This is a genomic window from Pseudomonas sp. O39 (assembly GCF_045447295.1).
Classification (GTDB): domain Bacteria; phylum Pseudomonadota; class Gammaproteobacteria; order Pseudomonadales; family Pseudomonadaceae; genus Aquipseudomonas; species Aquipseudomonas antarctica_A.
In genome coordinates, this window is the sequence record NZ_JBJGXV010000003.1 from 13,327 (window position 1) to 35,627 (window position 22,301).

At 60.2% G+C, this 22,301-nt stretch carries 22 protein-coding genes; 13 read left to right on the forward strand and 9 right to left on the reverse strand.

Going from position 1 to position 22,301, the window contains the following annotated elements; translation table 11 throughout:
- Positions 1-64: 64 nt before the first annotated feature.
- Positions 65-1,012: a LysR family transcriptional regulator gene (locus ACI77D_RS04845; protein ID WP_064454135.1), complete on the reverse strand. Its 948-nt coding sequence runs from the start codon at positions 1,010-1,012 to the stop codon at positions 65-67.
- Positions 1,013-1,141: 129 nt separating this feature from the next.
- Here ACI77D_RS04845 and ACI77D_RS04850 point away from each other — a divergent pair, with 129 nt between their 5' ends.
- Positions 1,142-2,659: a CoA-acylating methylmalonate-semialdehyde dehydrogenase gene (locus tag ACI77D_RS04850; protein WP_221295643.1), complete on the forward strand. Its 1,518-nt coding sequence runs from the start codon at positions 1,142-1,144 to the stop codon at positions 2,657-2,659.
- A 15-nt stretch (positions 2,660-2,674) separates the two neighbouring features.
- Entirely contained in the window at positions 2,675-3,562 is an 888-nt protein-coding gene (mmsB, locus tag ACI77D_RS04855; protein WP_064454133.1) for a 3-hydroxyisobutyrate dehydrogenase, read from the forward strand.
- A gap of 48 nt (positions 3,563-3,610) precedes the next feature.
- On the opposite strand, the gene ACI77D_RS04860 is transcribed toward mmsB, so the two are convergent.
- A complete protein-coding gene (locus ACI77D_RS04860; RefSeq protein ID WP_003230905.1) occupies positions 3,611-3,955 on the reverse strand; it encodes a cupin domain-containing protein in 345 nt (114 codons plus the stop codon).
- 365 nt (positions 3,956-4,320) lie between these two features.
- On the opposite strand from ACI77D_RS04860, the gene kynB reads away from it, so the two are divergent.
- The gene (kynB, locus tag ACI77D_RS04865; RefSeq protein ID WP_407016158.1) at positions 4,321-4,971 is read left to right on the forward strand and encodes an arylformamidase; all 651 of its coding nucleotides are present in this window, start codon (positions 4,321-4,323) and stop codon (positions 4,969-4,971) included.
- On the forward strand, positions 4,968-5,825 hold the full coding sequence (gene kynA / locus ACI77D_RS04870) for a tryptophan 2,3-dioxygenase (RefSeq protein WP_407016159.1): 858 nt from the start codon (positions 4,968-4,970) through the stop codon (positions 5,823-5,825). Before kynB ends, kynA begins: the two co-directional genes overlap by 4 nt.
- 146 nt (positions 5,826-5,971) lie before the next feature.
- Here the strand turns inward: kynA and ACI77D_RS04875 are convergent, their stop codons facing one another.
- The 4 genes from ACI77D_RS04875 to antA all read right to left on the reverse strand — a co-directional run bounded on the left by ACI77D_RS04875 (position 5,972) and on the right by antA (position 10,356).
- Complete coding sequence (locus ACI77D_RS04875; RefSeq protein ID WP_078827307.1) at positions 5,972-7,375, reverse strand: amino acid permease; 1,404 nt, start codon at positions 7,373-7,375, stop codon at positions 5,972-5,974.
- Between the two features lie 72 nt (positions 7,376-7,447).
- On the reverse strand, positions 7,448-8,455 hold the full coding sequence (gene antC / locus ACI77D_RS04880) for an anthranilate 1,2-dioxygenase electron transfer component AntC (protein WP_407016160.1): 1,008 nt from the start codon (positions 8,453-8,455) through the stop codon (positions 7,448-7,450).
- A gap of 18 nt (positions 8,456-8,473) precedes the next feature.
- Positions 8,474-8,965 (reverse strand): anthranilate 1,2-dioxygenase small subunit, encoded by a 492-nt coding sequence (gene antB / locus ACI77D_RS04885; protein ID WP_064454128.1) that lies wholly within the window; start codon positions 8,963-8,965, stop codon positions 8,474-8,476.
- Positions 8,965-10,356 carry an anthranilate 1,2-dioxygenase large subunit gene (antA, locus tag ACI77D_RS04890; RefSeq protein ID WP_221295640.1) on the reverse strand — a complete coding sequence of 464 codons (1,392 nt, stop codon included), beginning with the start codon at positions 10,354-10,356 and terminating at the stop codon, positions 8,965-8,967. The genes antB and antA overlap by 1 nt, the downstream gene beginning before the upstream one ends.
- Before the next feature lie 313 nt (positions 10,357-10,669).
- Here antA and ACI77D_RS04895 point away from each other — a divergent pair, with 313 nt between their 5' ends.
- Positions 10,670-11,662, forward strand: coding sequence for a helix-turn-helix domain-containing protein (locus ACI77D_RS04895; protein ID WP_064454126.1), 993 nt, complete (start codon positions 10,670-10,672; stop codon positions 11,660-11,662).
- Between the two features lie 133 nt (positions 11,663-11,795).
- Here the strand turns inward: ACI77D_RS04895 and ACI77D_RS04900 are convergent, their stop codons facing one another.
- Positions 11,796-12,671 carry a LysR family transcriptional regulator gene (locus tag ACI77D_RS04900; protein WP_064454125.1) on the reverse strand — a complete coding sequence of 292 codons (876 nt, stop codon included), beginning with the start codon at positions 12,669-12,671 and terminating at the stop codon, positions 11,796-11,798.
- 114 nt (positions 12,672-12,785) lie between these two features.
- Here ACI77D_RS04900 and ACI77D_RS04905 point away from each other — a divergent pair, with 114 nt between their 5' ends.
- From ACI77D_RS04905 to catA, 3 genes are read left to right on the forward strand one after another with little or no spacing between them, the layout of a single operon-like run.
- A complete protein-coding gene (locus tag ACI77D_RS04905; protein WP_407016161.1) occupies positions 12,786-13,913 on the forward strand; it encodes a muconate cycloisomerase family protein in 1,128 nt (375 codons plus the stop codon).
- A 12-nt stretch (positions 13,914-13,925) separates the two neighbouring features.
- Positions 13,926-14,216, forward strand: coding sequence for a muconolactone Delta-isomerase (gene catC / locus ACI77D_RS04910; protein WP_064454123.1), 291 nt, complete (start codon positions 13,926-13,928; stop codon positions 14,214-14,216).
- A gap of 41 nt (positions 14,217-14,257) precedes the next feature.
- On the forward strand, positions 14,258-15,187 hold the full coding sequence (catA, locus tag ACI77D_RS04915) for a catechol 1,2-dioxygenase (RefSeq protein WP_407016162.1): 930 nt from the start codon (positions 14,258-14,260) through the stop codon (positions 15,185-15,187).
- A gap of 156 nt (positions 15,188-15,343) precedes the next feature.
- Here catA and ACI77D_RS04920 read toward each other — a convergent pair whose 3' ends face one another.
- Positions 15,344-15,817: an Lrp/AsnC family transcriptional regulator gene (locus ACI77D_RS04920; protein WP_003176072.1), complete on the reverse strand. Its 474-nt coding sequence runs from the start codon at positions 15,815-15,817 to the stop codon at positions 15,344-15,346.
- Between the two features lie 144 nt (positions 15,818-15,961).
- Between ACI77D_RS04920 and kynU the strand changes: the two genes are divergently transcribed.
- Together kynU and ACI77D_RS04930 are read left to right on the forward strand one after the other, a co-directional pair.
- Positions 15,962-17,212, forward strand: a complete 1,251-nt coding sequence (kynU, locus tag ACI77D_RS04925; RefSeq protein WP_064454121.1) for a kynureninase — start codon at positions 15,962-15,964, stop codon at positions 17,210-17,212.
- 162 nt (positions 17,213-17,374) lie between these two features.
- On the forward strand, positions 17,375-18,781 hold the full coding sequence (locus ACI77D_RS04930) for an amino acid permease (RefSeq protein ID WP_262666268.1): 1,407 nt from the start codon (positions 17,375-17,377) through the stop codon (positions 18,779-18,781).
- On the opposite strand, the gene ACI77D_RS04935 is transcribed toward ACI77D_RS04930, so the two are convergent.
- Positions 18,727-19,623: a LysR substrate-binding domain-containing protein gene (locus ACI77D_RS04935; RefSeq protein WP_407016163.1), complete on the reverse strand. Its 897-nt coding sequence runs from the start codon at positions 19,621-19,623 to the stop codon at positions 18,727-18,729. The genes ACI77D_RS04930 and ACI77D_RS04935 overlap by 55 nt on opposite strands.
- Before the next feature lie 182 nt (positions 19,624-19,805).
- Between ACI77D_RS04935 and ACI77D_RS04940 the strand changes: the two genes are divergently transcribed.
- From ACI77D_RS04940 to ACI77D_RS04950, 3 genes are all read left to right on the forward strand, one after another.
- Positions 19,806-20,570: a sulfite exporter TauE/SafE family protein gene (locus ACI77D_RS04940; RefSeq protein WP_064454118.1), complete on the forward strand. Its 765-nt coding sequence runs from the start codon at positions 19,806-19,808 to the stop codon at positions 20,568-20,570.
- A 124-nt stretch (positions 20,571-20,694) separates the two neighbouring features.
- Positions 20,695-21,285, forward strand: coding sequence for an NAD(P)H-dependent oxidoreductase (locus tag ACI77D_RS04945; RefSeq protein WP_262666266.1), 591 nt, complete (start codon positions 20,695-20,697; stop codon positions 21,283-21,285).
- A 30-nt stretch (positions 21,286-21,315) separates the two neighbouring features.
- Positions 21,316-22,212, forward strand: coding sequence for a LysR family transcriptional regulator (locus ACI77D_RS04950; protein ID WP_128590090.1), 897 nt, complete (start codon positions 21,316-21,318; stop codon positions 22,210-22,212).
- The last annotated feature ends 89 nt before the right edge of the window (positions 22,213-22,301 follow it).

A 22,301-nucleotide genomic window follows, 5' to 3' on the forward strand; every position in this document is an offset into this window, starting at 1 on the left:
CAATAGGGTGGAGAGTCTCTAGGAAACGTCCTGCGATTTAAAGCGAATCGTCGTTGATGGCCCTTTAATCCGCAAACTTGATCTCCCGCGTCTCCCCCATCAACAACCCCTGATTCTGCTCCGTCACTTCCCTGATGTAATCCCACAACAACGTAATCCGCTTCAACTTGCGCAAATCCTCCCGGCAATACATCCAAAACTGCCGCGTAATCGCAATCTCCTCCCCCAGCACCGGCAACAACCGCGGGTCCTGTGCCGCCAGAAAGCACGGCAATATCGCCATCGACCGCCCCTGCTGCGCCGCCACGTACTGTGCAATCACGCTGGTACTGCGCAGGCTGGCGCTGGCGCCGGGCACCACGTTCGCCAGGTACAGCAGCTCCGAACTGAACGCCAAATCATCCACATAGCTGATAAATGGATGCTCGGCCAAGTCTGCCGGGCGGTGGATGGGCGGGTGTTGGTTGAGGTAGTCCTGGGTCGCGTAGAGCTGCAGTTTGTAATCGCACAGTTTGCAGCACACATACGGCCCGTGTTCCGGGCGTTCCAGGGCGATGACGATGTCGGCTTCGCGCTTGGACAGGCTGATGAAGTGGGGCAGGGGCAGGATGTCGACGGAGATCGCGGGGTACGTGTCGACGAAGTGGCTGAGCTGCGGGGTAACGAAAAAGCTGCCGAAACCCTCGGTGCAGCCCATGCGCACATGGCCGGACAGTGCCACGCCGGAGCCGGACACCTGCTCGCAAGCCATGTGCAAGGTGCTTTCGATGGACTCCGCGTAACCCAGCAAACGCTGGCCCTCGGCGGTAAGGACAAAGCCGTTGGTCCGGGATTTTTCGAACAGCAAGGTGCCGAGCGACACTTCCAAAGAGCTGATGCGCCGCGACACGGTGGTGTAGTCCACCGCCAGGCGCTTGGCGGCGACGCTGGCCTTGCGGGTGCGGGCCACTTCGAGGAAAAACTTCAGGTCATCCCAGTTCAGGGAGCCCAATGACGTGATGTTTTTTTGCATATTGGACCGGCTTTTATGTGCGTTCTTATTAGAGATTTGCACATCTATACTCCAAAAACAGTCCGAACGCCTCATTTCCAAGGCGATTCACGCGCCTTGTCTCTGCATAACTACAAGATTGGAGACCACATGAACGCTTCTGCCGATATTTCCGTGCAACAGGTCAAGTTGCTGATCAATGGTGAATGGGTCGAGTCCAAGACCACCCATTGGCAAGACATCGTTAACCCGGCCACCCAGCAAGTGCTGGCCAAAGTCCCGTTCGCCACCGCCGATGAAGTCAACGCCGCCATCGACGCCGCCCACAGCGCCTTCCAGACCTGGAAGCTGACGCCTATTGGCGCGCGCATGCGCATCATGCTCAAGCTGCAAGCCCTGATCCGTGAACATTCCAAACGCATTGCCGTTGTCCTAAGCGCCGAGCAGGGTAAGACCATTGCCGATGCCGAAGGCGATATTTTCCGTGGCCTGGAAGTGGTTGAGCACGCGTGCTCCATCGGCACGTTGCAGATGGGCGAATTCGCTGAAAACGTCGCCGGTGGCGTCGACACCTACACCCTGCGCCAGCCTATCGGCGTGTGCGCCGGCATTACCCCGTTCAACTTCCCGGCGATGATTCCGCTGTGGATGTTCCCGATGGCGATTGCCTGCGGTAACACCTTCGTGCTCAAACCGTCCGAGCAAGACCCGCTGTCGACTATGTTGCTGGTGGAGCTGGCGCTGGAAGCCGGCGTACCGGCTGGTGTGCTCAATGTGGTGCACGGCGGCAAGGACGTGGTGGATGCGCTGTGCACCCATAAAGACATCAAGGCCGTGTCCTTCGTCGGCTCGACTGCCGTTGGCACGCACGTCTACGACTTGGCCGGTAAACACGGCAAGCGCGTGCAATCGATGATGGGCGCCAAGAACCACGCCGTGGTGCTGCCGGACGCCAACCGCGAACACACCTTGAATGCGCTGGTCGGCGCCGGTTTCGGCGCGGCGGGCCAGCGTTGCATGGCTACGTCCGTAGTGGTGCTGGTCGGCGCGGCCAAGCAATGGCTGCCTGATCTGAAAGCGCTGGCGCAAAAGCTCAAAGTGAATGCCGGCAGCGAAGCGGGCACCGATGTCGGCCCGGTGATTTCCAAGCGCGCCAAGGCACGCATCCTGGAGCTGATCGAAAGCGGCGTGAAAGAAGGCGCCAAGCTGGAGCTGGACGGCCGCGACATCAAGGTACCGGGCTTCGAGCAAGGCAACTTCGTCGGCCCGACCCTGTTTTCGGGCGTGACCACCGATATGCAGATCTACACCCAGGAAATCTTCGGCCCGGTGCTGGTAGTGCTCGAAGTTGCGACCCTCGATGAAGCCATCGCGCTGGTCAACGCCAACCCATTCGGCAACGGCACCGGCCTGTTCACCCAAAGCGGTGCAGCGGCGCGTAAGTTCCAGAGTGAAATCGATGTAGGCCAGGTCGGCATCAACATCCCGATCCCCGTGCCGGTGCCATTCTTCAGCTTTACCGGTTCGCGTGGCTCCAAGCTCGGCGACCTCGGCCCGTACGGCAAGCAAGTGGTGCAGTTCTACACCCAGACCAAAACCGTTACGAGCCGCTGGTTCGACGACGACACGGTCAACGATGGCGTCAACACCACCATCAACCTGCGCTGATTCCGGGAGACGACCATGAAGATTGCATTTATCGGCTTGGGCAACATGGGCGCGCCCATGGCCCGCAACCTGATCAAGGCCGGCCACGCGCTGAACCTGTTCGACCTGAACCAGACGGTTCTCAAAGAGCTGGCCGAACTCGGCGGCACTGTCAGCGATTCCCCGCGTGATGCGGCTAACGGCGCTGAGTTGGTGATTACCATGCTGCCCGCCGCGGCCCACGTGCGCAGTGTGTGGCTGAATGAAGACGGCGTGCTCGCCGGGATCGGCAAGGGCGTACCGGCAGTGGATTGCAGCACCATCGACCCGCAAACCATCCGTGATGTAGCGGCGGCGGCGGCGAAGCAAGGTGTAGCCGTTGCCGACGCCCCCGTCTCCGGCGGCACCGGCGGCGCCAGCGCGGGCACCCTGACTTTCATGGTCGGCGCCACGCCAGAACTGTTCGCCACCCTGCAACCGGTGTTGGCGCAGATGGGCCGCAACATCGTGCATTGCGGCGACGTCGGCACCGGCCAGATCGCCAAGATCTGCAACAACCTGCTGCTGGGCATCAGCATGGTCGGCGTCAGTGAAGCCATGGCGTTGGGCGATGCGCTGGGTATCGACACCCAGGTGCTGGCCGGGATCATCAACAGCTCGACCGGGCGTTGCTGGAGTTCCGACACTTACAACCCATGGCCGGGCGTGATCGAAACCGCGCCATCCTCGCGTGGTTACACCGGTGGTTTTGGCGCCGACCTGATGCTCAAGGACCTGGGCCTGGCCACCGAAGCCGCGCGCCAGGCGAAGCAACCGGTGATTCTGGGCGCTGTGGCCCAGCAGTTGTATCAATCGATGAGCCAGCGCGGGGAAGGGGGCAAGGACTTCTCGGCGATCATCAACAGCTATCGCAAGCCCGAATAGGGCGTTTTCCGGGAGCCTGCCGCTGGCGGGCTCCCGGGTTTTTGCGGGTCACGCAAACACAAAATACTTACGCACCGTCTCGACCACTTCCCACGTGCCCTTCATCCCTGGTTCCACCACAAAGATATCCCCAGCCCGCAAGTGAATCGGCTCCATCCCTTCGGGCGTGATCACGCAGTAGCCTTCCTGGAAATGGCAGTATTCCCACTTCACGTATTCCACGTACCACTTGCCCGGTGTGCAGATCCAGGTGCCCATGATCTTGCTGCCGTCTTCGCTGGTGTAGGCGTTGAGGTTGACAGTGTGCGGGTCGCCTTCGAGTTTTTCCCATTTGCAGGCATCCAGGACCGGCAGAGGGTGGGTGTCGCGCAGTACGGTGATGGGCTTGGACATGATGACTCCGAGGCAGTGAATGCAAAGGTGAACCCTAAGGCCTTGGGCGTTGCGTCAGTGGTCTGAACTCGACATCGGGATGCCCAGAAGCGCAGGTGGATGCGATTCCTCTGACACCCATGCAGTCCATGTGGGAGCGGGTTTGCTCGCGATAGCGGTGTGCGGCTATGTAGAGGCAAGCTGTGCCGCCGCCATCGCGGGCAAGCCCGGCTCCCACCGAAGATGTTTGAACGAAAGATTTGTGCATGAATCCGCCATTTCCTCGCAGTAAGTACGAAAGAATTCCCGCCTGGCGCTGGAATTAGCAAGAAAATGCACGTCTGGCCCTCGTATCATTCACCTCAGTTACAACCGAGAGCCTTGAAATGAACCCAATAAAAACGTGGTGGGATATCAGCCCGCCCTTGAGCGCGGCGACCCCGACCTGGCCGGGTGATACGCCGTTCCAGGAAGCGCGCGTGTGGCAGTTCGGCCCGGAGTGCCCGGTGAATGTGGGCCGCGTGACCTTCTCGCCGCACACCGGCGCCCATGTGGATGCACCCCTGCACTACAGCGCGGACGGTGCGCCGATTGGCGAAGTGTCGCTTGATGTGTACATGGGCCCGTGCCGGGTGTTGCATTGCCTGGGTAGTGGCGCGCTGGTGCAGCCGCATCAGTTGGAAGGCCGTGTGGATAACTTGCCCGAGCGGGTGCTGCTGCGCACTTATCCACAAGCGCCGCTCACCGAGTGGGATTCAAACTTTACCGCCATCGCGCCGCAAACCATCGAGCTGCTCGCCAGCCTGGGCGTGCGCCTGATCGGTATCGACACGCCGTCCCTGGACCCGCAACAGTCCAAGACCATGGATTCCCACAACGCGGTGGCCCGCCACGGCATGGCGATTCTTGAAGGCATCGTGCTCGATGACGTACCGGAGGGCGATTATGAGTTGATCGCGCTGCCGCTGCGCTTTGCCAACCTGGACGCGAGCCCGGTCCGCGCCATTCTCCGCCCGCTCAAGGAGCTTACGCGATGAGCCAATGTCCCTTCTCTGCTGACTACCAACCGCCGGAAGAATGGCATAACGCCGAGCTGAATTTTTCCGAGTCCATGAGCTACGGCGACTACCTGGACCTGGGCAAAGTCCTCAGCGCCCAGCACCCGCTGTCGCCGGACCATAACGAAATGCTCTTCATCATCCAGCACCAGACCTCGGAGCTGTGGATGAAACTGATGTTGCACGAGCTCAAGGCCGCCCGCGAACACGTGCGTATGGGCGAGTTGCCGCCGGCGTTCAAGATGCTGGCGCGGGTGTCACGGATCTTTGACCAACTGGTGCACGCCTGGGCGGTGCTGGCGACGATGACGCCGTCGGAGTACAAGGCGATTCGCCCGTTCCTGGGGCAGTCGTCGGGGTTCCAGTCGTTCCAGTACCGTGAGATCGAATTTATCCTCGGCAATAAAAGCGCGGCGCTGTTGCGTCCTCACGCGCATCGGCCGGAGTTGTTGAACGAATTGAAAGTGGCGATCGCCACACCGTCGCTGTACGACGAGGCGATCAAGCTGATGGACAAGGCAGGCTTGGCGATTGATCCCAAGCGCGCCGAACGCGACCCGACGGCAGCGACGGTTCACGATGAATCGGTGGAGGCGGCGTGGCGTGAGGTGTATCGCGACCCAAGCCGGTATTGGGATTTGTATCAGTTGGCCGAGAAGTTTATCGACCTGGAGGATTCGTTCCGCCAGTGGCGTTTTCGACATGTCACCACGGTGGAGCGGATTATCGGCTTCCAGCCGGGCACCGGCGGTACCGAGGGCGTGGGTTACCTGCGCAAGATGCTCGATACGGTGCTATTCCCCGAACTGTGGCGAGTCCGTTCCACGCTCTAAACAAAAAGCCCCGGAATCCCGGGGCTTTCTACATTTGGAATGCCATCAACAAGGTGGGAGGGGGCTTGCTCCCGATGACAGTGTGTCAGCCAATACATCCGGTCTCTGACATACCGCTATCGGGAGCAAGCCCCCTCACACAGGGATCACTGTGCATTCACTACAGCGCTACCCTTTTTGATCCGCATCCGGTAGGCAATGTAGATAATCCCTACCCACACCGGCATCGCATACACCGACTCGCGAATGCCCGGGATTGCCAGCATCACGCTGATGATCATCACCATGAACGCCAGGCACAGGTAGTTACTGAACGGGAACCAGAAGGTCTTGAACGACGGCACCACGCCTTGCTCGCCCATGGCCTTGCGGAACTTGATGTGGGTGAGGCTGATCAGCGCCCAGTTGATCATCAGCGAGGCAACCACCAACGCGAACAGCAACTCCAGCGCACTGTGCGGTGCGACGTAGTTGACCACCACGCACAGCATGGTTACCAACGCCGAGATCGCCAGGGCCCGAATCGGCACGCCTTGCTTGTTCAGCTTCATCAGCGATTTCGGTGCATCGCCTTGCTCGGCCAGGCCGAACAGCATGCGGCTGTTGCAGTACACGCCGCTGTTGTACACCGACAGCGCCGCGGTCAGCACCACGAAGTTGAGGATATGCGCGGCGGTGTCATTACCGATCAACGAGAAGATCTGCACAAACGGGCTGCCGCTGTAGGCGTCGCCTGACGCGCCGAGGGTTTGCAGCAGTTGGTCCCACGGGTACAACGACAGCAGCACGGTCAGCGCGCCGACGTAGAAAATCAGGATCCGGTACACCACCTGGTTGATCGCTTTGGGGATCACTTTGCGCGGTTCGCTGGCTTCGGCGGCGGTGATGCCCACCAGTTCCAGGCCGCCGAACGAGAACATGATGAAGGCCATGGACATCAACAGCCCCATGCCGCCATTCGGGAAGAACCCGCCATGGCTCCACAGGTTGCTCACCGTGGCTTGCGGGCCGCCGGTGCCGCTGAACAGCAGGTAGCAGCCGAGCACGATCATGCCGACAATCGCCACCACCTTGATGATTGCGAACCAGAATTCGGCTTCACCGAAGAATTTCACGTTAAGGGTGTTGATCAGGTTCACCGCGACAAAGAACACCAGCGCGCTGACCCAGGTCGGAATCTCCGGCCACCAGAACTGGATGTACTTACCCACCGCCGTCAGTTCGGCCATGCCCACCAGCACGTAAAGTACCCAGTAGTTCCAGCCCGCCAGAAAGCCTGCGTAACCGCCCCAGTATTTGTGGGCGAAGTGGCTGAAGGAACCGGCCACCGGCTCTTCGACGATCATCTCGCCGAGCTGGCGCATGATCAGGAACGCGATGAAACCGGCGATCGCGTAACCCAGGATCATCGACGGCCCCGCCGACTTGAGCACCCCGGCCGAGCCGAGGAACAAGCCCGTGCCAATCGCCCCTCCCAAGGCGATCAGCTGAATATGCCGGTTCTTCAGGCCACGCTTGAGGCCTACCGGGTTAACCATGTCATCCGCCATTAACATTCCCTTCTACTTGTTTTTCTCAGGGTTGATTGCACGCCGCACCCGCCCCCCAGAACTGCTGAGGGGTCAGATATTACTCTGCGTAAACTTTTCGTAATACAGCTGAACGCCATCAAGTGCCTGATCCGCCAGCCATTGCTGGATGGATTCGACCATTGGCGGGGGGCCGCACACGTACATATCGGCCGATCTGTCCCGCAATTCGGCCAGGTCGAAATGTTCGGTGAGGTAGCCGCGCTTGCCGGGCCACTCCGGCGACGGGTCACTGAGCACTTCGGTGTAGCGAAAATTCGGGATTTTCGCGGCGTAGCCGTGGATGCGCACCGCTTCGCATAAATCCTCGGCCCCGCGCACGCCGTAATACAGGTGTACGGGCTGCGTGCAGCCATTAGCCGCCAGTTCATCGAGCATGCCCAGCAGGGCCGACAATCCGGTGCCACCCGCCACCAGCACCAGCGGCTGGGTGACATGCCGTAGGTAGAAAGCCCCCAATGGCGCTTCCATCCGCACTTCATCACCGACCTGGCAACGCTCGCGCAGGTAGTTGCTCATCACGCCGTCCGGCAGCAGGCGCACCAGGAACTGCAATTGATTGCCCGGCCGATTGGCGAAGGAATAGGAGCGCCAGCTGTCCGTGCCAGGGACCGACAGTCGGGCGTATTGGCCCGGCAGGAAGTCCAGTGGGGCCTCCAACTGAACGTGCAAAATTGCCGTGCTGGCCGAAACCTGCTGCACCTCGCTCACCGTGCCACGCACCTGCACCGGGCCCGGTGCGTTGCACAGGCTTGAATCAAAATCGAAGTAGAACGTCGCGTCGGATTTGACCCGTGTCTGGCAACTGAGCATTTTGCGCTGTTGCAGGTCGAGGCTGGAGAGGGCCTCTTCGTCGACATAATCCTGGCTGTAATCGCCAGACTCGCAACGGCCCTGGCATGTGCCGCACACGCCTTCGCGGCAATCCAGGGGGATTTTTATGCCGTTGCGCAGCGCGGCGTCCAACAGGATTTCATGGGCGCCCACCGGGAAAAACAGGGTCTTGCCGTCGGCAAAACTGAAGGCCACTTTGTGATTCATCTGCAGTGCTCCGGTGCTTTAGAGGTGATAGAAATCCAGCACCGAGTTGATGGTGTCGTTGAGCAGCAAGGCGTGTTTGCGCGTGATCAGCCAGCTGTCGCCATGAGGTTTCAGGTGATACGTGGCAGGCCCATAAAACTGCTCCGACGTGGCCAGCCGATAAAAAAGCGTGTGCCAGTTCAACCGCACCTCCAGCGTGCCATCCGCCTGCTCGGCCACGCGCACGTTATTGATCAGGTGCAAGGTGCGTGGCATGGGCGTGGCCGACGCCGCCTTGCCGGTGCGCAGGCGGAACACGCGGTCTTCAAGGCCTGAACGGTTGGCGTAATAGATCAGTGACATCTCGCGCTTGGGGTCGCGGGTGTAGACGTGCTCGGAGTCCCATTGCGGCAGGTGGAATTCACTCTGCGGGTCGAACAGCTGCACATAGGCGTCCCAGTCCTGGGCGTCGCACAGTTCGGACTTACGGTAGAAAAACTGTTCGATCTGGTACTGCAATTGCGCATTCATCATTTCACCTCCCGCAGTTTCAGTGCTTGCAGGTCCAGGCCCTTGAGCAGGAACTGCTGCCAGTTGCGGTGCTGGTTGACGTACAAGCCTTCATGGGTGAATTCGGTGCCTGTCATGGCCGGTTGAATGCCGATGGCTTCGCTGTTCGGCGTGGGCCCGGTTGCCCAGCGATGGCTGCCACGCGAGATATCGCTCCAGCGTTCCAGGCGGCCCTGGAAACCGCGCTGGGCTTCGCGGAACTCCACCAGGTCATCCGGCGTGCCCATGCCGGACACGTTGAAGAAATCTTCGAACTGGCGAATGCGGTTTTCGCGGTCGGCGTCGGACTCGTTCTTTACGCCCAGGCATTGGCTGATGATCTCGGTCTTGTTCCACGCCACCGGGCGGATGATGCGCAGCTGCGAGCTGATCTGGTCGAGGAAGAACAGGCTCGGGTAAATATTCAGGTTGCGCAGGCGGTGCATCATCCACTCGGCCTTTTGCTGGCCGTGTTCTTCCACCAGGCGCGGCATGATCGTGGCGTAGCCGGAGCGCACGGTCGGGTTGGGCATGTCGCTGAACAGCAGGCTGTGGCCATTGTTGAAAGCGAACCAGCCGTCATCGGTATTCGCGTCGCCGGCGCCGAGCTTGCTGTAGTCCAGCGTGGTGCCCGAGCCCGTGCCGTTTTCAGTATTGACCTGCTGGCGATGCTGCACGGTGGCTACGTAGTTGTAGTGCACGGTGCTGACGTGATAACCGTCCAGGCCGTTTTCGTTCTGCAACTTCCAGTTGCCGTCGTAGGTGTAGGCGGATTTACCTGGCAGCACTTCCAGTTCACCGGTGGCGGACTGCGCGACCATCATGTCGAAGAACACCTTGGCGTCGCCGAGGAAGTCTTCCAGGCTGTCTGTGCCATTCACGTCCAGGCTGATAAACACAAAGCCCTTGTAGCTGTCGATACGCGCCTTTTTCAGGCCGCGGGTGGCTTTATCGAAGCCCTCAGGGTATTCCCCCGGCGCCTTGACCTTCACCAGCCGGCCGTCGCTTTTGTAGCACCAGGCGTGGAAAGGGCAGGTGAAGGTGGATTGGTTGCCCTTGCCGACACGCGTAAGGGTCGTGCCGCGATGCTGGCAGGCGTTGATCAGTGCGTTGAGTTTGCCCTCGCCGTCGCGGGTGATGATCATCGGCTGGCGCCCGGCGCGCATCGTCACGAAATCGTGGTTATTGGCCAGTTCGCTTTCGTGGCAGGCGTAGATCCAGTTCTTTTCGAAGATCAGTTCCATCTCCAGGTCGAACAGTTCGGGCTCGGTGAACATGTCCCGGGCGATGCGGAACACTTCATCCGCCGGGCGAAAGTCCAGGCAGCTTTCGATAAACGCTTTCCACTGCTCGACGCTTCTTGCACCACTCATGGGAGGCACCTTGTTTGATAGGGGCTAATCGGTGGTTTATTAGAGGCAGCATGGCCGGGTGCGGGCTATCCGCTTAATGGGGGAAGGTGGGCCGGAAAGTTGGGCAGCAAATACTCACAACGGTGCAGGGCGGTCGCGCAATGCGCTACTGTCATACAAGGCAAGAGGCGCAAAAGCCTGCCCGTTATCCACATAGTCGACGGTTGCTATCCACTGGGTTGCAATACGGCTGGCGTGGCTTGGAACTTGCTGTCGATCCATACCGACGCGCCGCCAGAGCGCGCAACAGCCTAACCGCCGTGGGTGCACCCTGATGAGTAGCCATACACGCGATATCCATATTCAACGCTTCGACCTGGAGGGCGCCTGCAGCTGGATGTCCGGCATCTGCGGGCCGCATCGCCTGGCGACGGCGACGCCCGAGCGCCTGCGTTTTCACCACAGTGCCAATGTGTTCAAGTCCCGCGCCACCACCTTGGGCGTGATCGAATACGGCACTGATGTGACCATCGACATCGAAGACGCCGAGCATTTCAGCAGTTACAGCCTGAGCCTGCCGCTGGTGGGCGAGCAGGAGTTGAGCAAGAACGGTGTGAGCCTGAGCTCCAATTGCGATCAAGGGGTGATCATTTCGCCCAACGAGCATCAGGTGCTGGCTATTTCCGGTGATTGCCGCAAGTTGCAGGTGGTCATTACGCGGGCGGCGATGAGCGAATCCCTCGAGGGCTTGCTGCAACGGCCGATTGAAGCGCCGCTGCGGTTTGAGTCGGTGATGGATGCGGTGGACGGCGCTTCGGCGTCGTGGTGGCGCATGGCGCGGTATTTCATTGCCGAGCTTGAACGCAGCAGCGAGTTGTATGAGCAGGCGGCGTTTACCCGAGACCTTGAAAGCTCGCTGATCAAGGGCTTGATCCTCGCCCAGCCGAACAACTATTCAGAGGAGTTACGCGACGTATTGGGCGTGAAACTCCCGCATTACTTGATTCGCGCGCGGCAGTACATCCACGACAACGCCCGTGAGGCCGTGCACCTGGAAGACCTGGAAACCGCTGCCGGTGTGTCGCGGTTCAAGCTGTTCGATGCATTTCGCAAATACTTTGCGCTGTCGCCCATGGCTTACTTGAAGAAACACCGGTTGGGCGCCGTGCGCCAGGAAATCCTCGAACACGGCTCTACACGTACCATTTCCGAAATCGCTCTGGGGTGGGGGTTTACGCACTTGGGGCGGTTTTCGGCGGAATATCGAAAGCTATTCGACGAATCCCCCAGCCAAACCCTGCAACGCAAGCGCCTGCGCAGCCTTTGAAGACAATGAGGATCAAACTGTGGGAGCTGGCTTGCCTGCGATGGCGGTGGGCCAATCAGCAAAGATGCCAACTGATCCACCGCTATCGCAGGCAAGCCAGCTCCCACATTGGATATCCAGTGTTTGGGAGATATCAGATCAGCTCTTCCACCAATTGCAGACAATGACTCAGCCCGGGCGACTGATCATTCACCCGGCGGCTCAGAATAATCGGCGAGGTCGCGGTGGTTTCCACAATCGGCGTGTAGCCGATATCCGCGCGGTGCAGCACTTGCACCGAGGCCGGTACCAGGGTCACGCCCATGCCCGCGCCGACCAAGCCGATGGCAGTCTGCAATTCGTTGGTCCACTGCGCCACCTTGAGGCTCAAACCGTGGGCGTCGAACAGGGCGATCACATGGTCGGCATAGCTGGGGCGCGGGTTGCCGGGGTAGAGCACAAAGGGTTCGGCGGCCAACTGGGCGAGGCTGGCGGGGGCGTCGAGCAGCGGGTGGCCGGCGGGCAGCACGGCCACCAGTCGGTCCTCCACCAGCACGCGCTGGACGATGGCCGGGTCGTCGATGCGAATACGCCCGAAGCCCACGTCGATACGCCCAGCCTTCAGCGCTTCGACCTGCTGCAAGGTGGTCATCTCCGAGAGCCCCAATTCCAGCTCCAGCGCTTCATGGTTGCGCAGCCGCCGAATCAACTCCGGCAGTACGCCGTACAAGGTCGATGGCGCGAAGCCGATGCCCAGCCAGGTCTTCTCACCCTGGCCGATTCGCCGCGTGTTGTCGCAGACCTTGCCCAGTTGCTCCAGCAGCACATTGGCGTGCTCATAGAAAAACCGTCCGGCCTCGGTCAGCCGCAGCGGTCGGCCGCGTTCCAGCAAAATCACCCCCAATTCTTCCTCCAGTTGCTGGATCTGCCGGCTCAACGGCGGCTGGGCGATGTGCAGGCGTTCGGCGGCGCGGGTGAAGTTGAGGGTTTCACCCAGCACCTGGAAATAGCGCAGATGACGCAGCTCCATGACGGCTCCTTTCATACCTTGAGGGTATTGTGCGAGACCCATTCTATATTGGATGCCAGGAAAAATACGGCACAGAATCGGCGCAAACTTATAAAGAACCCAACGGGTATAGCCATGCCGATTTGCGCCATCGAGTCGATCGAGACCATCATCGTCGACCTCCCTACCATCCGTCCGCATAAGCTGGCGATGCACACGATGCAAAACCAGACCCTGGTGATTATCCGCGTGCGTTGCGCCGACGGCATCGAAGGTATCGGTGAGTCCACCACCATCGGCGGCCTGAGCTACGGCAATGAAAGCCCCGACAGCATCAAGATCAACATCGACCGGCACTTCGCGCCGCTGTTGATTGGCCAGGACGCGAGCAATATCAACGCGGCCATGTTGCGTCTGGAGCGCAGCATTCGCGGCAATACGTTTGCCAAGTCCGGCGTCGAAAGCGCCTTGCTCGACGCCCTCGGCAAACGCCTTAACCTGCCGGTCAGCGAACTGCTCGGCGGCCGCGTGCGCGACGCTTTGCCGGTGGCCTGGACGCTGGCCAGCGGCAACACCGAACAGGACATTGCCGAGGCCGAAAAGATGCTCGACCTGCGCCGCCACCGCATCTTCAAATTGAAGATTGGCGCCGGTGAAGTCGGCCGCGACCTGGCCCATGTGATTGCGATAAAAAAGGCCTTGGGCGAGCGCGCCAGCGTGCGCGTTGACGTCAACCAGGCGTGGGACGAAGCCGTGGCCCTGCGTGCGTGCAAAGTGCTCGGTGATAACGGCATCGACTTGATTGAACAACCGATCTCACGCAATAACCGCAGCGGCATGACGCGGCTCAACCTGTCGAGCCCGGCGCCGATCATGGCGGACGAATCCATCGAGTGTGTGGAAGACGCCTTCAACCTCGCCCGCGAAGGCGCGGCCTCGGTGTTCGCCCTCAAGATTGCCAAAAATGGCGGCCCGCGCGCCGTATTGCGCACCGCCGCGATTGCCGAAGCCGCGGGCATTGGCCTCTATGGCGGCACCATGCTCGAAGGCGGCATCGGCACCCTGGCCTCGGCCCATGCCTTCCTCACCTTGAACAAACTGGCGTGGGACACCGAACTGTTCGGCCCACTGCTGCTGACCGAAGATATCCTCACCGAACCGCTGGTGTACCGCGATTTTGAGCTGCATGTCTCGCGCTTACCGGGCCTGGGCCTGACTATTGATGAAGAGCGTTTGGCGTTCTTCCGTCGTGACAAACATTAAGAGGCGCCTGCCATGTTGTTCCACGTAAAAATGACCGTGAACCTGCCCATCGACATGAACCCCGAACGCGCGGCGGCCCTGAAAGCCGAAGAGAAAGCGCTGGCGCAGCGCCTGCAACAGGAAGGCAAATGGCGCCACCTGTGGCGCATCGCCGGGCACTACGCCAACTACAGCGTGTTCGATGTCGACAGCGTGCAGGCACTGCACGACCTGCTGATGCAACTGCCGCTTTTCCCCTATATGGCCATCGAAATAAACGCCCTGTGCCGGCACCCTTCGTCGATCCGTGAGGACGACCGCTGAGCCTGTTTTGCACCCAATAATTACAAGATGAGGATTGCACCATGTCCATCCGACTTTCCCAGACTGCCCACGCCCAACAGTTTCTCGAAGAAGCCAGTGGCAACCTCAACGACGGCGGCAACCCACGCACCAAGGCGTTGATTTACCGGATCCTGCGGGACACGGTGAACATCATCGAAGACCTGGAGGTGACCCCGGAAGAGTTCTGGAAGGCGGTCAATTACCTCAACGAATTGGGCAAGAACCAGGAAGCCGGTTTGCTCGCTGCCGGGTTGGGCCTGGAACATTACCTGGACCTGCTGATGGATGCCGCCGACGAAGAGGCCGGCAAATCCGGTGGCACACCGCGCACCATTGAAGGCCCGTTGTATGTGGCCGGGGCACCGCTGTCGAAGTACGAGGCGCGGCTGGATGATGGCAAGGACGACGCGGTGCCGCTGTTTATGCGCGGGCAAGTACGCGACACCGACGGCAAGCCGTTGGCGGGGGCGATTGTCGATGTGTGGCAGGCCAATACCGGCGGCACGTATTCGTGGTTTGACCCGACGCAATCGGCGTTCAACCTGCGCCGGCGTATCGAGACCGATGCCCAGGGCAACTACCGTTTTCGCAGTATCGTGCCGTCAGGGTATGGCTGCCCGCCGACCGGGCCGACCCAGCAGTTGCTCGATCAACTGGGGCGTCATGGGCAGCGGCCGGCGCACATTCACTTCTTCATTTCGGCGCCGGGATATCGGCACTTGACCACGCAGATCAACCTGTCGGATGACCCGTACCTGCATGATGATTTTGCCTATGCGACGCGCGATGAGTTGATTGCCGAGATTCGCTTCAGTGACGATCAGCAACTGGCGCGGGAGTTTGGCGTGGAAGGGCGGTTTGCGCAGATTGATTTTGATTTTGAGCTGCAATCGTCGGGTACGCCGCAGGAGCAGAAACGCATGCAGCGCGTGCGCGCCCTGGAAGACTGATTTTAACGCGGTTAAAAAATGTGGGAGCGGGCTTATGTGGGAGCTGGCTTGCCTGCGATAGCATCAACTCGGTGTACCTGATGCACCGAGGTGTCTGCATCGCAGCGGTTCGGCGGTCCAGCAAGCCAGTTCCTACAACGTTCTGTGGTGTTCTGGTTATTTGCGTACGACCAAGTCCAGCACCTCATCCCGATCCTTGATCTTCTGCAACACAATCTCCGAGCGAATATCCATCACCCCGGCCGTGCGGTTCAGGTGGTTCACGATAAAGTCCGAAAAGTGCTTGAGGTTGCGTGCCTGCACCCGCAACACATAGTTGCTGGCCCCGGTAATTACATACGCACTGGCCACCTCCGGCCAGCCTTGCACCTTCTTGATAAACGTCTCATGCCAATCCTCTACATCCTGGCGTAATGACAGGTGGACGATGGCCTCCAGCTCGATCCCCAGCTGTTCGGCATTCAACACCGCGCGGTAGCCGCTGATGATTCCCTCGCTCTCCAGCAGGCGCAAACGACGCAGGCAGGCGGAGGGCGACAGGGCGACTTTTTCCGCCAGTTCCTGGTTGCTGATACGGCCATCCTGTTGCAAAAAATGCAGGAGGCGCAGGTCGGTGGCGTCAAGAATCATGCTTAGAATAAATCCGCGTGTTTTGGAGTTAAATTCGAATTTCCTACAGCTTAATTAGCCTGTTGCCCGTCACTTTGCACGAAAATTCTCTAAAGTTTCGTTCATTATTTTGTCCATCGTCACTTATAAGAATCAGGACAGACCATGACCACTCGAAGCCACTGCCAAGCCCTCGACGCCCAGGACCCGTTGGCGCCACTGCGTCGCCAGTTCGCCTTGCCCGAGGGCGTCATCTACCTCGACGGCAACTCCCTCGGTGCGCGTCCGGTGGCGGCGTTGGCGCGGGCGCAGTCGGTGATTGCAGAGGAATGGGGCAATGGCCTGATTCGCAGTTGGAACAGCGCCGGCTGGGCGGCGTTGTCCCAGCGCCTGGGTGACCGCCTGGCGCCTCTGATCGGTGCCCGCGACGGCGAAGTGGTGATTACGGATACCACCTCCATCAACCTGTTCAAGGTGCTCAGCGCCGCATTGAGCGTGCAGCGCCAACGTGCGCCTGCGCGCAAGGTGATTGTCAGCGAGGCGAGCAATTTCCCCACCGACCTGTACATCGCCGAAGGCCTGGCCGAGCTGTTGCAACAGGGTTATTCCCTGCGATTGGTCAACAGCCCGGACGAGCTGCCGCAGGCTATCGACCAGGACGTCGCGGTGGTGATGCTCACCCACGTCAACTACAAGACCGGCTACATGTACGACATGCAGGCGCTCACTGCGTTGAGCCACGAGTGCGGCGCGCTGAGCATCTGGGACCTGGCCCATTCGGCCGGGGCGGTGCCCGTCGACCTGCATAAGGCCGGTACCGATTACGCGATTGGCTGCACCTACAAATACCTCAATGGCGGGCCGGGCTCCCAGGCATTTGTGTGGGTCAACCCGGCGTTGGTGGACGTGGTGCGCCAGCCGTTGTCGGGCTGGTTTGGGCATACCCGGCAGTTCGCCATGGAAGCTCAATATGCCCCGAGCAGCGGCATCGCGCGTTACCTGTGCGGGACGCAGCCGATCACCTCGCTGGCCATGGTCGAATGCGGCCTGGAGATTTTTGCCCAGACCGACATGGCCAGCCTGCGCACCAAATCCCTGGCACTGACTGACCTGTTTATTGCATGGGTGGAAGCCCGTTGCGCCGCCCACGGTCTGGTGCTGATCACCCCGCGTGAGCACGCCAAACGCGGTAGCCATGTGAGCTTCGAACACCCTGAAGGTTACGCAGTCATTCAAGCCCTGATCGCCCGTGGCGTGATCGGCGATTACCGCGAGCCGCGCATCATGCGCTTTGGTTTCACCCCGCTGTACACAAGCTTTACCGAGGTGTGGGATGCGGTGGAAATCCTCGGCGACATCCTCGACAACCACACCTGGGACCAGCCTCAATTCAAAGTGCGCAACAGCGTCACCTAAGAACACTGCAAGACCAATGTGGGAGCGGGCTTGCTCGCGAAAGCGGTGTATCAGAAACATATTCTGTAACTGACCCACCGCCTTCGCGAGCAAGCCCGCTCCCACAGTGGATCTGTGTCTATATCCAAACCGTGCAATCACAATAATAAAGGGGCACACCACGTGACCACGCCAGACAACGGCTTTGCAGAGATCACCCATCGCGAACTGGGCCTGAGGCGCCAGCTCACTTCCGGCCAGATGAGCATGATCGCCATCGGTGGCGCTATCGGCACCGGGCTGTTCATGGGCAGCGCCTATGCCATCGGCTATGCCGGGCCCAGCGTGCTGGTGAGCTACGCCATCGGCGCGTTGATCACTTTGCTGCTGATGGGCTGCCTGGCGGAGATGACCGTGGCGCATTCCACCTCAGGCTCCTTTGGCGCCTATGCCGAGTTCTATATCAGCCCGCTGGCCGGTTTCCTGGTGCGTTATGCCTACTGGGCGGCGATTGTGCTGGCGGTGGGCGCCGAGGTCACGGCGGTGGCGATGTACATGAAGTACTGGTTCGCCAACGTGCCGGAGTGGGTCTGGATCGTGTCGTTTTCCAGCGTGCTGGTCCTGCTCAATGCGATCAGCGTGAAGACCTTCGGTAATTTTGAATACTGGTTCTCGACCATCAAGATCAGTGCCATTGTCGGCTTTATCATCCTGGCGGTTTACGTGGTGTTCGGCTCCGGCAACCCGCAATACGGGGTGCAGAACTACACGGCCCACGGCGGCTTTTTCCCGCATGGCTTGAGCGGCATGTGGATCGCCGTGATCGTGTCGATCTTCAGCTACCTGAGCGTGGAGATGATCGCCGTGGCCGCCGGTGAAGCTGCCGACCCGGAACAGGCAGTGAAGAAAGCCTTTCGCGCGACCATCGTGCGCCTCGTGGTGTTCTACCTGCTGACCCTGGCGCTGATGTTGGCCATCGTGCCGTGGAACCAGTCCGGCCAGACCCAGAGCCCGTTCGTTACGGTGATGCAGACCATCGGTATTCCCGGTGCCACCGGGGTGATGAATTTCGTGATTCTGATTGCGGCGCTGTCGGCGATGAACAGCCAGCTCTATATCACCACGCGCATGATGTTCAGCCTGTCCCGCGCCGGGTTTGCGCCTGCGTCCATGGGCGCCTTGAGCAAGAGCGGGATTCCGCTGAATGCGTTGCTGCTCTCCAGTTCAGGCATTGCCCTGGCGACCTTACTTAACGTGGTGTACCCGGAAAGCTCGTTCACCTTGATGATGGCGATCTCGATGTTTGGCGCGATCTTCACCTGGTTCATGATCTTCCTCACACACCTGTTTTTCCGTCGCTATCGCAAGCGTCACGGCGGGGCAAAGCTGTCGTTTCAACTGCGTCTGTTTCCCTACAGCACATCGCTGGGCCTGGTGCTGATGGGCGCGGTGATGATCACCACGTATTTCACCGAGGCGTTCAAAATGACCCTGGTGTTCGGCGTGCCGTTCCTGCTGATTCTGTCGGCGGTGTATTACGGGTTTTTTCGCAAGGGCAGGGCCAAGGCGTCGAACAAGGCCTTGGCATAACCGGGCAATTGTTCGAACGAACGCGCGCATAACAGCAGCTTGCGCCGGGCCCACTCTTCTTGCAGAGGCTGGGCCTTGATCGTGCGCTCCTGTGGCCAACGCTCCAATGCTGCTTGGGGCACAATCCCCAGGCCCGCGCCCCGGGCGACCATGCGAATGACCCCATCAAAGCCATCGGCGCGAATGCGTGTTTGCAGGCGAAAGCCGCTGTGCAGCGCTTGTTCTTCCAGGTACACCGCCAGCGCACTGTTGGCGGCCAGGCCTACATAGTCGTGTTGCAGGCTGTCGATAAAACTCACCGAGCCCGTCGCCAGCGGATGCTCCAGGGGCATGATCAGCACCAGCGGGTCGTCGCGAAAGGGCGCGGTCTGCAAGCCGTGGGTGTCCACGGCGTCGGAAATAATCCCCAAGTCCGCCGTGCCTTGGCGCAAGGCATGGGTGATGCGCAGGCTCGGCAGTTCCTGCAGGTCGATCTCAAGGTTGGGGTGCTCGCACAAAAAATCCGCGAGCAGTTCCGGCAGGTATTCGCTGAGGGCTGTTGTGTTGCACAGCAGGCGCACCTGGCCTTTGACGCCATTGGCGTATTCCGCCAGTTCCTGTTGCAGGTGCTCGGCTTGTTGCAGCAGCAAGCGCGCGTGCCGGGCCAGCGCGTTGCCGGCGGCGGTGGGTGTAACGCCACGGCGGCCGCGTTCGAGCAACTCAATGCCCAATGACGCCTCCATCGCGCGAATGCGTGCGCTGGCGGCGGCCAGGGATAAATGGCTGCGGCTGGCGCCTGCGGTGATGTTGCCGGTGTCGAGGGTGTGCAGGTAGAGGCGCAGGTCGATCAGGTCAAAGTGCATGGCTGGAAATTTCCTGTGACTGGGCTGGCCCCATCGCGGGCAAGCCCACATTTTGATGTGTGAATACAGTAAATGTGGGAGCTGGCTTGCCGGCGATGGCTATCTAAGCCTCACGCAAAACAAGAGGCTGCCTCAGTATATGGCGAATTTCAGAGCCCATTGAAAAGCCCCACAATCGGCCCATGTCTACTTTCCTCGCGTTCTACCAAAACCTCGGCCCGGCCTTGACACTGCTGGTGATTGGCACCTTCCTGCTGGCCGGCACGGTCAAAGGCATCATCGGCCTGGGCTTGCCCACGGTCGCCATGGGCATGCTCGGCCTGGCTATGCTCCCGGCGCAGGCTGCCGCGTTGCTGATCATTCCTTCAACGGTGACAAACCTCTGGCAACTGGCATTCGGTGGACACCTGAGCGCATTGCTCAAACGCCTGTGGCCGATGCTGTTGCTGATTTTCCTTGGCACCGGGCTCGGCACCTTGTGGCTGGGCATGGACGGCGGGCATTGGGTGGTGCGCGCGTTGGGCGGCGCCTTGCTGGTGTACGCACTGAGCGGGCTGTTGTTGCCCACGCTCAAGGTGAAGCTTGAAGCCGAGCGCTGGCTGGGCCCGGTGTGCGGGCTGATCACCGGCATCATCACTTCGGCCACGGGTGTGTTCGTGATTCCAGCCGTGCCGTACCTGCAAGCCTTGGGCTTGAACCGCGATCAGTTGGTACAGGCCCTGGGGCTGTCGTTCACCGTTTCTACACTGGCGCTGGCCGCAGGGTTAGCCTGGCGCGGCACCTTGGGCGGCGGCGAAATAAACGCCTCGCTACTGGCGCTGGTGCCCGCACTATTGGGTATGTGGCTGGGCCAGGCGCTGCGCCGGCGCATCAGCGCGGTGCTGTTCAAACGCGTATTTTTTATCGGCATGGCCCTATTGGGCGGTCATCTATTGATAAGCGGGTAAGTCAAAAGTACTGGTGCAATTCGTGCGTTTTGGTCAAATGTATTTTGCGGCGCCGCTGCTTATTCCGAGGGTTCAATGTCGATAGCCTGCCGGCAGACATTTTTAACCCTCTGGATTCCCTCCCATGAAAAAAGTCCTCCTGCTGAACGGCGGCAAGAAATTCGCCCACTCCGAAGGCCGTTATAACGCCACTTTGCATGAAGCCGCCGTCGCCGTTCTCGACCGTGGTGGCCTCGACGTCAAAGTCACGCATATCGACGAAGGCTACGACGTGGCCGAAGAGGTCGCCAAATTCCTTTGGGCCGACGTGATCATCTACCAGATGCCCGGCTGGTGGATGGGCGCGCCGTGGATCGTCAAGAAGTACCTCGACGAAGTCTTCACCGAAGGCCACGGCAGCTTGTATGCCAGCGACGGCCGGACCCGTTCCGATGCCTCGCAGAAATACGGCAGCGGCGGCCTGATCCAGGGCAAACAGTACATGCTGTCGCTGACCTGGAACGCGCCGCAGCAAGCCTTCGACGACCCGACTGATTTTTTCGAAGCCAAGGGCGTAGACGCCGTGTACTTCCCGTTCCACAAGGCCAATGAGTTTCTCGGCATGACTGGCCTGCCGACCTTCCTTTGTGTGGACGTGATGAAACGCCCGGCCATTGAGGTCGACGTGGCGCGCTACGAGCAGCACCTGGCGCAGGTGTTCGACCTGTCGGTGTAAGCTGCGGTTAACCGATAAAGAGGACAGCCTGTGAAAGCCCGATCCGATGAGCTACAGATCTTCGTCAGCGTGATTGAGTGCGGCTCGATTTCCGCAGCGGCGGAGCAGGTCGGGCAGACGCCGTCGGCGGTCAGCCGCACCTTGTCGCGCCTGGAAGCCAAGCTCGACACCACGCTGATCAACCGCACCACGCGGCGCATGGACCTGACCGAGGAGGGCAAGTACTTCTTCGAGCAGGCCAAGGTGATTCTGGCGCAGATGGATGACCTGGAAGAACGCCTGTCGTCACGCCAGAAAAAACCGGCGGGGCGCTTGCGCATCAATGCCGCCGTGCCGTTCATGCTGCATGGAATCGTGCCGTACATCGCTGAGTTTCGCCGTTTGTACCCGGATATCCAGCTGGAGCTGAACAGCGATGACCTGATCATCGACCTGCTGGAGCAGAGCACCGACATTGCCATTCGCATCGGTGTCCTCGCCGATTCGACCTTGCATGCCCGTTCCCTTGGCTGCACACCGCTGCATATCCTGGCCAGCCCCGAATACCTCAAGCAATACGGTACGCCCAGCACGGTCGCCGAGTTGGCGGATCACACGTTGATGGGGTTCACGCAGACAGAAACGCTCAACCATTGGCCATTGCGGCACGTGGAGGGCGATCGGTGGCTGATCCAGCCCGGCATTGCTGCGTCCAGCGGCGAGACCTTGCGCCAGTTGGCGTTGGAAGGGCAGGGCATTTGCTGCCTGTCGAACTTCATGACGGTTGAAGATATCAACGCCGGGCGCCTGGTGCCGGTGCTGGAGGCGTTCAACAGTGGCTATCGCCAGCCGATTCACGCGGTGTTCTACCGCAACTCGCAGTTGGCGTTGCGCATTCAGTGCTTCCTGGACTTCATTCAGGCCAAGCTGGCGCGGTATGCCTACTGATTCGTGACCTGCGCGCAAGATTGAATTGGGCAACAGGGTCTTATTCGACACGGATGAACCCTTGATACTGGGACCATCACTTACCCAGT